Here is a 13,419-nt window from a genome sequence, read left to right on the forward strand (position 1 = left end):
GGGGTGTCGCCAATCGCAGCGAGCGGACACAAATGCCCCCTTTTCCGCCGCGTGTCGGGGACTTTACGTCTGCTCGCGCGGATTGGTTAGACTTGAGCGGAACAGACTCAACCTTGACTGCGTTGTACTACGCGACAAGCATTTTTCTAGACGTACCCCGAACGGAGGTGTCGTGGACTCTTTCAACCCGACCACCAAGACGCAGGCGGCCCTGACGTCGGCGCTACAGGCTGCCTCGGCGGCCGGTAACCCCGAGATCAGGCCCGCTCATCTGCTGTTGGCGCTGCTGACGCAGAACGACGGGATCGCTGCACCGCTGCTGGAGGCTGTCGGTGTCGAGCCCGCCACCGTCCGCGCCGAGGCGCAGCGCCTGCTGGACCGCTTGCCGCAGATCAGCGGTTCCAGCTCACAACCCCAACTGTCCCGCGAATCGCTGGCGGCCATCACGACCGCGCAGCAGCTGGCCACCGAGATGGACGACGAGTACGTCTCGACCGAGCACCTGATGGTCGGGTTGGCCACCGGCGACTCCGATGTCGCCAAGCTGTTGACCGGCCATGGCGCCTCGCCGCAGGCGTTGCGGGAAGCGTTCGTCAAGGTGCGCGGCAGCGCGCGCGTGACCAGCGCCGACCCTGAAGCCACCTACCAGGCGCTGGAGAAGTACTCCACCGACCTGACCGCCCGGGCTCGGGACGGCAAACTCGACCCGGTCATCGGACGGGACAACGAGATTCGCCGCGTGGTGCAGGTACTGTCCCGTCGTACCAAAAACAACCCGGTGCTGATCGGTGAACCCGGCGTAGGCAAGACCGCCATCGTCGAGGGACTGGCGCAACGCATCGTGGCCGGCGATGTACCCGAGAGTCTGCGCGACAAGACTGTTGTCGCCCTGGACCTCGGATCCATGGTGGCCGGCGCGAAGTACCGCGGCGAGTTCGAGGAACGGCTCAAGGCGGTGCTCGACGACATCAAGAACTCGGCTGGCCAGATCATCACGTTCATCGACGAGTTGCACACCATCGTCGGCGCCGGCGCGACCGGCGAGGGAGCGATGGACGCCGGCAACATGATCAAGCCGATGCTGGCCCGCGGTGAGCTGCGCCTGGTGGGCGCCACCACGCTCGACGAGTACCGCAAGTACATCGAGAAGGACGCCGCGCTGGAGCGCCGCTTCCAGCAGGTTTTTGTCGGTGAGCCATCGGTGGAGGACACGGTCGGCATTTTGCGCGGCCTCAAGGACCGCTACGAGGTGCACCATGGGGTGCGGATCACCGACTCCGCGCTGGTGGCCGCGGCGACGTTGTCCGACCGCTACATCACCGCCCGCTTCCTCCCGGACAAGGCCATCGACCTCGTCGACGAGGCAGCCAGCCGGCTGAAGATGGAAATCGACTCGCGGCCCGTCGAGATCGACGAGGTGGAGCGGCTGGTGCGGCGGCTCGAGATCGAAGAAATGGCGCTGGCCAAGGAAGAGGACGAGGCATCCAAAGAACGGCTGGAGAAGCTGCGCGCCGAGTTGGCCGACAAGAAGGAGCAACTCGCCGAGCTGACCACCCGCTGGCAGAACGAGAAGAACGCCATCGACGTGGTGCGTGAGCTCAAGGAGCAGCTGGAGGTGCTGCGCGGGGAGTCCGAGCGTGCCGAGCGCGACGGCGACCTGGCCAAGGCCGCCGAGCTGCGCTACGGCCGCATCCCGGAAGTCGAGAAGAAGCTCGACGCTGCGCTGCCGCAGGCCGCGGCCCGTGAGAACGTCATGCTGAAGGAAGAGGTCGGCCCTGACGACATCGCCGACGTGGTGTCCGCCTGGACCGGCATCCCCGCCGGACGGCTGCTGGAAGGCGAAACCGCCAAGTTGCTGCGCATGGAGGACGAGCTGGGCAAGCGCGTCGTCGGTCAGCGCAAGGCCGTCACCGCGGTTTCTGACGCGGTGCGCCGCAGCCGGGCCGGGGTCGCCGACCCCAACCGGCCGACGGGTTCGTTCATGTTCCTTGGTCCCACCGGCGTCGGTAAGACGGAGTTGGCCAAGGCGTTGGCGGACTTCCTGTTCGACGACGAACGCGCCATGGTCCGGATCGACATGAGCGAGTACGGCGAGAAGCACTCGGTGGCCCGGCTCGTCGGTGCCCCGCCCGGCTACATCGGCTACGACCAGGGCGGTCAGCTCACCGAGGCGGTGCGGCGCAGGCCGTACACGGTGATCCTGTTCGACGAGATCGAGAAGGCGCACCCGGACGTGTTCGACGTGCTGCTGCAGGTGCTCGACGAGGGTCGGTTGACCGACGGCCAGGGCCGCACGGTCGACTTCCGCAACACCATCTTGATCCTGACGTCCAACCTCGGGTCGGGCGGCGACGAGGACATGGTGATGGCGGCGGTGCGCGCGGCGTTCAAGCCGGAGTTCATCAACCGGCTCGACGACGTGATCATCTTCGCCGGCCTCGAACCGGGCGAACTGGTGCAGATCGTCGACATCCAGCTGGCCCAGCTGCAGAAGCGGCTCGCGCAGCGTCGCCTCACCCTCGAGGTGTCGCTGCCCGCCAAGCAGTGGCTGGCCCAGCGCGGCTTCGACCCGATCTATGGTGCCCGTCCGCTGCGCCGGTTGGTGCAACAGGCGATCGGCGACCAGCTGGCCAAGATGCTGCTGGCCGGCGACGTGCACGACGGCGACATCGTGCCGGTCAATGTCAGTGCCGACGGCGACTCCCTGGTGCTGGGCTAACCGGCTCGGCTAACACCCGCGAAAAGACGCAAAAGCGCCCAAACGAACCGTTTGGGCGCTTTTGCGTCTGCTCGCCAGCTAACCGAGCTCGAATTCCCGGGTCTGGGCACCGGCATCGATGATGGCCCGCAGCCGTTCGCGGGCCACCGGCTGGGCGAGCGCCTCGCGAAACAGCTGATCCTCGATGCGCAGGCCGGTCGGCAAATCCTCGGACAGCGCGGCGTCGACCGCGCGTTTTGCCGCCGCAATGGCGCTCTGCGGGGCCGAAGCGATGCGCGCGGCCAGTTTGTCGACGAACCGCCGCAACTTCTCCGGCGGCAGCGCCCGGTCGACGTACCCCCAGGCTTCGGCGGTCGCAGCGTCGACATCCCGGCAGCCCAGAATCACCTCTAGAGCCCGGCCACGTCCGACGAGCCGCGGCAACCGCTGGGTGCCGCCCCCGCCGGGGATGATCCCCATCGCCACCTCGGGCTGGCCGAAGACCGCCTTGTTCAGAGCCGCATAGCGCATGTCGAACGCCATGGCCCACTCGCTGCCACCGCCCCGGCAAATCCCTTCGATGACCGCGATCGTCGCTTTGGGCAACGTCCGAAACTCCTCCATCACGGCGTGGAAGTAACTCAGCTCGTCGTGCAGTCCGGTGTCGTCGGTGGGTAGGTCGAGGATCATGCCGACGTCGGCGTGCGCGATGAAGAACTCCGGATCGGCGGAGTCGACGACCAGCACCCGCACGTCGTCGTCGGCCGCCACCTCGCGGGTAAGGCGCACGATCTCCTCCGCGAGCGGTAGATCGAGCAAGTTCAGGGGAGGATTGTCGATCGTCGCGCGGCAGATACCGCTGCTGAGGGAGACGCGCATCAGTCGGTAGCCGGCGAAACTCATGACCGAAAACCCTACGCGGACAATCGTGCGGGTATTCGGTCCTGTGATTCGGTTGTGACCTGCTCGGATTCTTCGTTCCGTACTGACTACAGATACTCTGTTGGGGATGGTCCCGCTCTGGTTCACGCTCTCCGCACTGTGCTTCGTCGGTGCGGCGGTGTTGCTGTACGTCGACATCGATCGGCGGCGCGGGCGCAGCAGGCGCCGCAGGTCCTGGGCCAGGTCGCACGGCTTCGATTACGAGCGCGAATCGACCGACATTCTGCACCGCTGGAAGCGCGGCGTGATGTCCACAGTCGGCGATGTGCCGGCCCACAACGTCGTACTGGGCCAGATCCGCGGCGAGGCCGTCTACATCTTCGACCTCGATGAGGTCGCCACGGTGATCGCCCTGCACCGCAAGGTAGGCACCAACGTGGTGGTGGACCTGCGGCTCAAGGGCCTCAAAGAGCCCCGGGAGAGCGACATCTGGCTGTTGGGGGCGATCGGACCCCGCATGGTGTACTCCACCAACCTCGACGCGGCCCGCCGGGCCTGCGACCGGCGCATGGTCACCTTCGCGCACACCGCACCCGACTGCGCCGAGATCATGTGGAACGAGCAGAACTGGACACTGGTCGCGATGCCGATCGCCAGCACCCGGGCGCAATGGGACGAGGGTCTGCGCACGGTACGTCAGTTCAACGACCTGCTGCGGGTGCTGCCGCCGCTGCCGGCGGAGACCCCGGAGGACGAGGGTGAGGGCGAGGGCCGCCGCAGCGCTGCCCCGGGTCGTCCGTTGGCGCCGGCCGCTCGTGCGGAGTTGCCGCAGCGCCGCACCCAGGCAGACCCGGGCGCCGGCGTCGTGCCAGATCCGGTCCGGCGTGCCGCCGAGCCGATCCGCCGGGAGCCGCGAGCGGGCCGCAACGGCCATCAGGCCAGCAACTACCAGCACTGAGAGCACATGCCCCGACCCGTTGCGCTGATCACTGGGCCGACGTCCGGCATTGGCGCCGGATATGCGCGTCGGTATGCCCGCGACGGCTACGACCTCGTTTTGGTCGCCCGCGACGTCGGGCGCCTCGAGCAGTTGGCCGGCGAACTGCAGTCCGAGGCCGGCAACATCGAGCTGTTGCCCGCCGACCTCGCCGACGCCGCCGATCGTGACAAGGTGTCGGAGCGGCTCGCCGAGGGGGTGCGGGTCCTGGTCAACAACGCCGGATTCGGCACCTCCGGTGACTTCTGGGAAGCCGACCCCGCGCAGTTGCAGAAGCAGCTCGACGTCAACGTCACCGCCGTCATGCACCTGACCCGTGCAGCATTGCCGGCCATGCTCGATGCCGGCGCGGGCACCGTCATCAACATCGCCAGTGTCGCCGGCCTGCTGCCCGGCCGCGGGTCGACTTATTCGGCATCCAAGGCGTGGGTCATCTCTTTCAGCGAGGGGCTGGCCAACGGATTGCAGGGCACCGGTGTCGGCGTGCACGCGGTGTGTCCCGGGTACGTCCGCACCGAATTCCACAGCCGCGCCGGGCTCGACATGGCCGAGGTGCCGTCGTTCATGTGGCTGGAAGTGGACGACGTGGTCAGCGAGAGCCTGGCCGATATCGCGCACGGCAAGGTGATCAGCATTCCGAGTGCGCAGTACAAGTTCCTCGTCGCGACGGGCCGAGCGATGCCGCGGAGGCTGACCCGGTTGGCCACCAAACGATTCGGCAGTGGCCGTGGGCGAACCTGATCAGCAGGCCCGCACCGAATTGGCCGAGCTGGTGCGGCGGCTGTCCGTGGTGCATGGGCGGGTCACCCTGTCGTCGGGCAAGGAGGCCGACTACTACGTCGACCTGCGGCGCGCCACCTTGCACCATCGTGCCTCGGCCCTGATCGGCCGGCTGATGCGGGAGATCACCGCAGACTGGGATTACGCACTCGCCGGCGGGCTGACGCTGGGCGCGGACCCGGTGGCGACCGCGATCATGCACGCGCCCGGCCGGCCAATCGACGCCTTCGTCGTCCGCAAATCAGTGAAAACCCATGGGCTGCAGCGACTTATCGAAGGTTCCGACGTTGCCGGTCAGCGGGTGCTGGTGGTCGAGGACACCAGCACCACCGGCGGTTCCGCGCTGACGGCGGTGCGCGCAGTGCGCGACGCCGGGGGCGAGGTCATCGGGGTGGCCACCGTCGTGGACCGGGCGACCGGCGCCGCCGAAGCGATCGAAGCCGAGGGTGTTCCGTACCGCAGCGTGCTGGGCCTGGCCGATCTGGGGTTGGGCTAGGCCGCCGAAGGTGCGATCCCTTGTTGCGCTCGTCCTGGCTCTCGCCTGCCTGGTGGGCTGTTCGGGCTCCAGCGGTCCCGCCCGGATTTTCGGCGCGTCCAGCGCGCGGATCGGCGAATCCCAGGCGGTGTTCGGCTGGAACCTCTCGGTGACGAATTTCCGGTGGTCGGAAGACTACGTGCTGGTCGACGTCGACGCCGCCCCGACCGATCCGGCCAAGCCGCACGCCAAGCCCGAAGACATCCGGTTCGGGTTGTACGGTGCGCTGTCGCACCCGATGGAGTTCAACGGGCTCAACAGCTGCAACGACGCCGTGACCAAGACGCCGGAAGTGCGCACGCCGCTGACCGCACCGCCCAACCGGCTCACCGGCACGGTCTGTCTGGGCCCGCTCAAGGAGCGCAGCGTGGTGCGGGGTATCTACGTCTACTCACCCAACGAGCGGATCCCCGACACCGCGGCCGCCTACGCGGCAGCCTTTCCGGTGGGCCTGTTGCCGACCAACGTCAACGACACCGGGCTGGTGGTGAAGAGCACCAGCGTGTCGGCCTGGCGCGCCGACGGCATGCCGATCACCAAGGCCCAGTTAGGCGATCCAACGGCTTTTAACGGCAACGGTTACATGCTGCTGGCCTTGGAGGCCGGCGCGGTGGGGGCGCGCTATCGAGAGGACTCCGCCCGCCGAGGCGGGCCCATGATGTTGCTGGCCACACCCACGCTGCCCGGGCGCGGGCTCAATCCGGCGTGCGCGGCCTACGGCTCCTCGGTGCTGATCCTGCCCGACGAATCGCGGGACTCGGTTCAGGTCAACGCGTCGCTGTGCACCCAGGGCGAGGTCAATCAAGCGGTGCTGTACGCGACGATCGCAATTGTCGGCACCCACGCCGCGGTCTGGCTCTCCCGGTGAGTGAACCCGGGCCCACCGAATGGGGCGCCCCGGTCGCGGGTGTCGGGCCCTGGCCCGGTGACCCGCCCGACGATCCGCGCTATGACCCGAATCTGTTGCGCGACGGGGATACTCGCAACGTTGTCGACGCCTATCGGTACTGGACCCGCGAGGCGATCGTGGCTGACATCGACCGGCGCCGGCACCCGCTGCACATCGCGATCGAGAACTTCGGGCACGACGCGAACATCGGCTCGGTGGTGCGCACCGCCAACGCGTTCGCGGTCGACACCGTGCATATTGTCGGCCGGCGCCGGTGGAATCGCCGCGGCGCCATGGTGACCGACCGCTATCAACGATTGCGGCACCACGACAGCGCCGCCGAGTTGATCGACTTCGCCGCCTCCGCCGGACTGGCGGTCGTCGCGGTGGACAACGTCCCCGGTGCCGTTCGGCTGGAACAGGTTTTGTTGCCGCATGACTGCCTGCTGGTGTTCGGACAAGAAGGGCCCGGCATCACCGATGAAACCCGAACCGGTGCGGCGATGACGGTGTCGATCGCCCAGTTCGGATCGACGCGCAGCATCAATGCCGGTGTGGCAGCAGGAATTGCGATGCACGCCTGGATTCGGCAGCACGCCGATTTGAACCGGGCCTGGTGACCGCCAGCTCCACACTCAGCTCCATAAGGTGACGTGAATCTTGGGCCGAAACCGGGTCACTCCAACGCCACTGCCCCGAATCATCGCCTGAATGCACCTCGGTGTGGTGATGAAACGGACCAGCTCGGACACCGCGGGCTGGCGGGCCGAGGGCGCCAGCGTCGCTGCGCACCATTCGCCGGCCTTGTCCAGGCCGGTCCCGACGACGTGCGACAACCGGCCCGCGGCAAGGTCTTTGGCGACGGCAAAGCCGATGGTCAGAGTCACGCCGCCGACGCGCAGCACCTCCTCCAAGGCTGCGGCGTCGCTCTGAAAGATCCGTTGCTGTGACTCCGGGATCGCCAAATCGCGCAGCATGTTTGCGATCTCACCGTCCACACTGCCGGCAGACGGTCCCAGCATCCATTGCTGGCTGCGGATCAGCGCAGGCGTCGGAATGCCCGTCGCCAGTGGGCTGTTCGGTGCGACCACGGTGATCAGCTGGTATTTGAGGAACGGCCGCACAAAGATCGATCCGTCTGAGCCGAAGGAACTTTCACTTGCCGGTCCGATCGCGATGTCGACCGCCCGCGAACAGATCAAGTCACGGAATTGGCTGGTCGGGTGAACGCTCAACTCCACCGAAAGGTCGTCGGCCCGGGAGGAGAAGAGTTCGATCAGTCCAGGCGCCGCGTGTTCGGCGAAGGTGCTCGACGCGGCGATGCGCAACAGCCGGCGGCCGTGGGCGGCCTCGGTGACCTCGATGGCCGTTTGCCGTTGCAAGCCCAGGATTTCCACCGCCCGGCTCGCCAGCCGCAAGCCGCCCGGCGTGAACGCCAGCCCGGCGCCCGTCCGGGTGAACAACGGATCGTCGAGTTCCTTGCGCAGCGCGGCGACGTGCATCGAGATGCCGGCGTCGGAGACACCGAGCTCCGCGGCGGCCGCTCGTACCGAACCCAGACGTACCACGGCCGCGTAGGCCCGAAGCTGCGCCGGGGTCATGGGGCCAGCCTACTTTCAGCCGCCGCGTCCGAGGCATACCGTTACACACGTGCGTGATGTGCTCGACGACTTGATGTCGATGTGGCGCGCCGGTGAGACCGCCGGGCTCGGCACCGTGGTCCGCACCATGCATTCGGCGCCGCGGCCGCCCGGCGCTGCCATGGTCGTGGCACCGGACGGTTCGGTCAGCGGCTCCGTCTCGGGTGGCTGCGTGGAAGGCGCCGTGTACGAACTCGCCACCGACGTGATACGTACCGGCGCGCCGCGCCTGGAGCGCTACGGCGTCAGCGACGGCCCCGAACTCGACGGGAGCTTCGAAGTGGGTCTCACCTGTGGCGGGATCATCGATGTCTTCGTCGAGGCCGTGTCGCAATCGACCTATCCCGAACTCGCTTCGGTGGCCGAGGACATCGCCGCGCAGCGGCCGGTAGCCGTCGCCACCGTGGTCGCTCATCGGGATGCGAGCCGGGTCGGTCGCCGGCTGGTGGTTCGCGCGGACAGCCATGCCGGGACGCTGGGTTCGGCGCGCGCCGACGCGGCGGTGGTCGATGACGCCCGAGGGCTGCTCGCGCTGGGCCGCAGCGAGATCCTCGATTACGGTCCCGACGGGCAGCGCCGCGGCGAGGGCATGGAGGTCTTCGTGGCCAGCCACGCGCCCCGCGCGCGGATGCTGGTGTTCGGCGCCATCGATTTCGCCGCCGCGCTGGCTCGCCAGGGATCCTTCCTCGGCTACCGCGTCACCGTCTGCGACGCCCGGGCGGTGTTCGCCACGCCTGCACGCTTCCCGACCGCCGACGAGGTGGTCGTCGACTGGCCGCACCGCTATCTGGCCGCGCAGGCGAGCGCGGGTTCCGTCGACCGGCGCACCGCGGTCTGCGTGCTCACCCACGACCCCAAGTTCGACGTGCCGCTGTTGGAGGTCGCGCTACGGCTCGATCTCGGCTACGTCGGCGCGATGGGATCGCGCCGAACACACCTCGACCGGTTGGACCGGTTGCGGGCGGTCGGCCTGACCGATGTCGAGCTGGCCCGGCTGTCCAGTCCGATCGGGCTCGATTTGGGCGCCCGGACTCCGGAGGAGACGGCGGTGTCGATCGCCGCCGACATCATCGCGCGCCGGTGGGGCGGCGGGGGCCGACCGCTGGCCGAGGTCACCGGCCGCATCCACCGGGACATGCAAGTCAGCCCTTAGTTAAAGGATCGCTTAACTCGTCATTGACGCGCCTGGGGCGTGGGCTGACACTTTCGGCATGCAAGTACCTGGCCCCTTCGAATACGAGCGTGCGACCAGCGTGGACCACGCCATCGGACTACTGGACCGGTTAGGGGAGGGGGCGCGCGTCGTCGCCGGCGGACACAGCCTGCTGCCGATGATGAAGCTGCGCATCGCCAACCCCGAATACCTGGTCGACATCAACGACCTGGCGCCCGAACTGGGGTATGTGATCACCGACCCGACATTGGTGCGCATCGGCGCGATGACCCGCCACCGGGAGATCCTCGAGTCCGAGACGCTGGCGGCGGTGTGCCCGATCTTCCGCGACGCCGAACGAGTGATCGCCGATCCGGTGGTGCGCAACCGCGGCACCCTGGGCGGGTCGCTGTGCCAGGCGGATCCGGCCGAGGACCTGTCCACCGTGTGCGAGGTGCTGGACGCGACGTGCCTGGTGCGCGGACCGTCGGGGGAACGGGAGATCCCTATCGACGACTTTCTGGTCGGGCCGTACGAGACGGCCACCGCCCCCAACGAGATCCTGATCGAGGCGCGGATTCCGCTGCGGCACAACACATCCAGTGCCTATGCCAAGGTGGAGCGACGGGTGGGTGACTGGGCGGTCACCGCGGCGGGAGCATGCGTCACGCTGGACGGCGACTCGATCGTCGCCATCCGGGTGGGGTTGACGGCGGTCAACGCCGATCGGGAGAGGCTGGCGGAGTTATCGGCGTCGATCGCCGGGAGGCCGGCCACCGAGGAGACCTTCGCCGAGGCCGGCCGCATGGCCGGGCAAGCCTGCGAGCCGGTGTCCGACATCCGCGGCACGGCCGAGTACAAGCGGCACCTCGCATCGGAACTCACCATCCGAACCCTGCGCAAGTCCGTCGAGCGGGTGCGCAACATTCCTGCGCCGGAGGGGAACTGATCATCATGCAAGTAACCATGACCGTCAACGGCGAGCCCGTCACCGCCGACGTCGAGCCCCGCATGCTGCTGGTGCACTTCCTGCGAGATCAGTTGCGGCTTACCGGCACCCACTGGGGTTGTGACACCAGCAACTGCGGAACCTGTGTTGTCGACGTCGACGGCGTCCCGGTGAAGTCTTGCACCATGCTGGCGGTGATGGCGTCCGGGCACAGCGTACGAACCGTCGAGGGACTGGCGGGGCCGGATGGATCGCTCGACCCCGTGCAGGAAGGCTTCATGCGCTGCCACGGCCTGCAATGCGGCTTCTGCACGCCGGGAATGATGATCACCGCCCGCGCCCTGCTGGACCGCGACCCCGACCCCGACGAGGAGACCATCCGGGAAGCGATCTCCGGGCAGATCTGCCGCTGCACCGGCTACACGACCATCGTGCGCTCCATCCAATGGGCCGCAAATCATTCACAAGCGGAGGCCCCGACGTCATGACCACCTTCAAAGACGAGGCGTCCCGTCCCCCGTCACCGGAAGACACCGCGGACAACGACCAGAAGCCTTGCGGCTACGGGCGGATGCTGCGCAAAGAGGACCCGCGGTTCATCCGGGGGCGCGGCCGTTACGTCGACGACATTGCGCTGCCGGGCATGCTGCACCTGGCGATCCTGCGTTCGCCCTACGCGCACGCCAACATTGTCAGCGTCGATGTGACTGCAGCGCAAGCACATCCGAAGGTCAAGCTGGTGGTGACCGGCGCGGCGCTGGCGGAGAAGGGCCTGGCCTGGATGCCGACGTTATCCAACGATGTGCAGGCCGTGCTGGCCACCGACAAGGTGCGCTTCCAGGGACAGGAAGTGGCGTTCGTCGTCGCCGAGGACCGCTACTCGGCGCGTGACGCGCTGGAGCTGATCGACGTCGAATACGACCCGCTGGATCCGGTCGTCGACGCCCGCAAGGCGTTGGACCCGTCCGCGCCGGTGATCCGCACCGACCTGGACGGCAAGGCCGACAACCACTGCTTCGACTGGGAGACCGGTGATGCGGCCGCCACCGACGCGGTGTTCGCCAAGGCCGACGTGGTGGTCAAACAGGAGATCGTCTACCCGCGTGTGCACCCGGCGCCGATGGAAACCTGCGGCGCGGTAGCCGATTTGGACCCGGTCACCGGAAAGCTGACGTTGTGGTCCACCACGCAGGCGCCACATGCGCACCGCACGCTCTACGCCCTGGTCGCCGGCCTGCCCGAGCACAAGATCCAGGTGATCTCGCCCGACATCGGCGGCGGCTTCGGCAACAAGGTGCCGATCTATCCCGGCTACGTCTGCGCCATCGTCGGCTCGCTGCTGCTGGGCAAGCCGGTGAAGTGGATGGAGGACCGCAGCGAAAACCTGACCTCCACCGGCTTCGCGCGCGACTACATCATGGTGGGCGAGATCGCCGCGACCGCCGACGGCAAGATACTGGCAATCCGGTCCAATGTGCTGGCCGACCACGGCGCGTTCAACGGCACCGCCGCTCCGGTCAAGTACCCGGCCGGGTTTTTCGGCGTGTTCACCGGCAGCTACGACCTCGAGGCGGCCTACTGCCACATGACCGCGGTGTACACCAACAAGGCGCCCGGCGGGGTGGCCTACGCGTGCTCCTTCCGGATCACCGAGGCGGTCTACTTCGTCGAGCGACTGGTGGACTGCCTGGCCCATGAGCTGAAGATGGACCCCGCCGAGCTGAGGTTGCGAAACCTGTTGAAGGCGGACCAGTTCCCGTACCGGAGCAAGACCGGCTGGACGTACGACTCCGGCGATTACGAGACGACCATGCGCAAGGCGATGGACATGATCGGCTACCAGGCCCTGCGCGCCGAACAGGCCGCAAAGCGGGAGCGCGGCGAGTTGATGGGCATTGGCATGGCCTTCTTCACCGAGGCGGTGGGCGCCGGGCCGCGCAAGGACATGGACATCCTCGGCCTCGGTATGGCGGACGGTTGCGAGCTTCGCGTGCACCCGACCGGTAAAGCCGTGGTGCGGCTGTCTGTTCAGACGCAGGGGCAGGGGCACGAGACGACGTTCGCCCAGATCGTTGCCGAGGAGCTGGGCATCCCGCCCGACGACATCGACGTCGTGCATGGCGACACCGACCAGACACCGTTCGGGCTGGGCACCTACGGCAGCCGGTCCACACCGGTGTCCGGCGCCGCGGCCGCTCTGGTGGCGCGCAAGGTGCGGGACAAGGCCAAGATCATCGCGTCGGGCATGCTCGAGGTGTCGGTGGCCGACTTGGATTGGGAGAAAGGCAAATTCCACGTCAAAGGTGACCCGTCGGCGGCCGTCACCATCCAGGACATCGCGATGCGTGCGCACGGCGCAGGCGATCTGCCCGAGGGTCTCGAGGGCGGCCTGGACGCCCAGGTCTGCTACAACCCGGAGAACCTGACGTACCCGTACGGCGCGTATTTCTGTGTGGTGGACGTTGATCCAGGTACCGGCGTGGTGAAGGTGCGGCGATTCTTGGCCGTCGACGACTGCGGCACCCGCATCAACCCGATGATCATCGAGGGCCAGGTGCACGGCGGCATCGTCGACGGCATCGGGATGGCGTTGATGGAGATGATCGCCTTCGACGAGGACGGCAATTGCCTGGGCGGCTCGCTGATGGACTACCTGATCCCCACCGCGCAGGAGGTACCGCACCTGGAGACCGGGTTCACCGTGACACCGTCGCCGCATCACCCCATCGGCGCCAAGGGAATTGGCGAATCGGCAACGGTGGGTTCCCCGCCTGCCGTGGTCAACGCGGTTATCGATGCGCTGGCCCCGTACGGTGTTCGGCACGCCGACATGCCGCTGACACCGTCGAGGGTTTGGGAGGCCATGCAGGGTCGGGCCCGGCCGCCGATCTGATAA

At 67.6% G+C, this 13,419-nt stretch carries 12 protein-coding genes; 10 read left to right on the forward strand and 2 right to left on the reverse strand.

Going from position 1 to position 13,419, the window contains the following annotated elements:
• The first annotated feature begins 172 nt into the window (after nucleotides 1-172).
• Nucleotides 173-2,719, forward strand: a complete 2,547-nt coding sequence (gene clpB / locus BN972_RS00960) for an ATP-dependent chaperone ClpB (RefSeq protein WP_036351811.1) — start codon at nucleotides 173-175, stop codon at nucleotides 2,717-2,719.
• Nucleotides 2,720-2,797: 78 nt separating this feature from the next.
• Here clpB and BN972_RS00965 read toward each other — a convergent pair whose 3' ends face one another.
• The gene (locus BN972_RS00965; protein ID WP_036351814.1) at nucleotides 2,798-3,601 is read right to left on the reverse strand and encodes an enoyl-CoA hydratase/isomerase family protein; all 804 of its coding nucleotides are present in this window, start codon (nucleotides 3,599-3,601) and stop codon (nucleotides 2,798-2,800) included.
• 106 nt (nucleotides 3,602-3,707) lie between these two features.
• On the opposite strand from BN972_RS00965, the gene ttfA reads away from it, so the two are divergent.
• The 5 genes from ttfA to BN972_RS00990 are packed head-to-tail and all read left to right on the forward strand — an operon-like array spanning nucleotide 3,708 to nucleotide 7,401.
• Nucleotides 3,708-4,538: a trehalose monomycolate transport factor TtfA gene (ttfA, locus tag BN972_RS00970; RefSeq protein ID WP_036351816.1), complete on the forward strand. Its 831-nt coding sequence runs from the start codon at nucleotides 3,708-3,710 to the stop codon at nucleotides 4,536-4,538.
• Between the two features lie 6 nt (nucleotides 4,539-4,544).
• Complete coding sequence (locus BN972_RS00975) at nucleotides 4,545-5,318, forward strand: SDR family NAD(P)-dependent oxidoreductase (protein ID WP_036351819.1); 774 nt, start codon at nucleotides 4,545-4,547, stop codon at nucleotides 5,316-5,318.
• Nucleotides 5,305-5,853, forward strand: a complete 549-nt coding sequence (pyrE, locus tag BN972_RS00980) for an orotate phosphoribosyltransferase (protein WP_036356178.1) — start codon at nucleotides 5,305-5,307, stop codon at nucleotides 5,851-5,853. Before BN972_RS00975 ends, pyrE begins: the two co-directional genes overlap by 14 nt.
• Before the next feature lie 10 nt (nucleotides 5,854-5,863).
• Nucleotides 5,864-6,760 (forward strand): hypothetical protein, encoded by an 897-nt coding sequence (locus BN972_RS00985; protein WP_036351821.1) that lies wholly within the window; start codon nucleotides 5,864-5,866, stop codon nucleotides 6,758-6,760.
• Nucleotides 6,757-7,401: a TrmH family RNA methyltransferase gene (locus tag BN972_RS00990; protein WP_036351823.1), complete on the forward strand. Its 645-nt coding sequence runs from the start codon at nucleotides 6,757-6,759 to the stop codon at nucleotides 7,399-7,401. The genes BN972_RS00985 and BN972_RS00990 overlap by 4 nt, the downstream gene beginning before the upstream one ends.
• Before the next feature lie 15 nt (nucleotides 7,402-7,416).
• Here the strand turns inward: BN972_RS00990 and BN972_RS00995 are convergent, their stop codons facing one another.
• Nucleotides 7,417-8,382, reverse strand: a complete 966-nt coding sequence (locus tag BN972_RS00995; RefSeq protein ID WP_036351826.1) for a LysR family transcriptional regulator — start codon at nucleotides 8,380-8,382, stop codon at nucleotides 7,417-7,419.
• Between the two features lie 49 nt (nucleotides 8,383-8,431).
• Here BN972_RS00995 and BN972_RS01000 point away from each other — a divergent pair, with 49 nt between their 5' ends.
• Genes BN972_RS01000 through BN972_RS01015 form a run of 4 tightly spaced genes read left to right on the forward strand, consistent with a single transcriptional unit; the run spans nucleotide 8,432 to nucleotide 13,416 of the window.
• A complete protein-coding gene (locus BN972_RS01000; RefSeq protein ID WP_169717426.1) occupies nucleotides 8,432-9,574 on the forward strand; it encodes an XdhC family protein in 1,143 nt (380 codons plus the stop codon).
• Nucleotides 9,575-9,632: 58 nt separating this feature from the next.
• Entirely contained in the window at nucleotides 9,633-10,523 is an 891-nt protein-coding gene (locus BN972_RS01005; RefSeq protein WP_036351828.1) for an FAD binding domain-containing protein, read from the forward strand.
• A gap of 5 nt (nucleotides 10,524-10,528) precedes the next feature.
• A complete protein-coding gene (locus BN972_RS01010; protein WP_036351831.1) occupies nucleotides 10,529-11,011 on the forward strand; it encodes a (2Fe-2S)-binding protein in 483 nt (160 codons plus the stop codon).
• Nucleotides 11,008-13,416, forward strand: coding sequence for an aerobic carbon-monoxide dehydrogenase large subunit (locus BN972_RS01015; protein ID WP_036351837.1), 2,409 nt, complete (start codon nucleotides 11,008-11,010; stop codon nucleotides 13,414-13,416). The genes BN972_RS01010 and BN972_RS01015 overlap by 4 nt, the downstream gene beginning before the upstream one ends.
• Nucleotides 13,417-13,419 lie beyond the last annotated feature (3 nt).

This window comes from Mycobacterium asiaticum DSM 44297, from assembly GCF_000613245.1.
Lineage (GTDB): Bacteria > Actinomycetota > Actinomycetes > Mycobacteriales > Mycobacteriaceae > Mycobacterium > Mycobacterium asiaticum.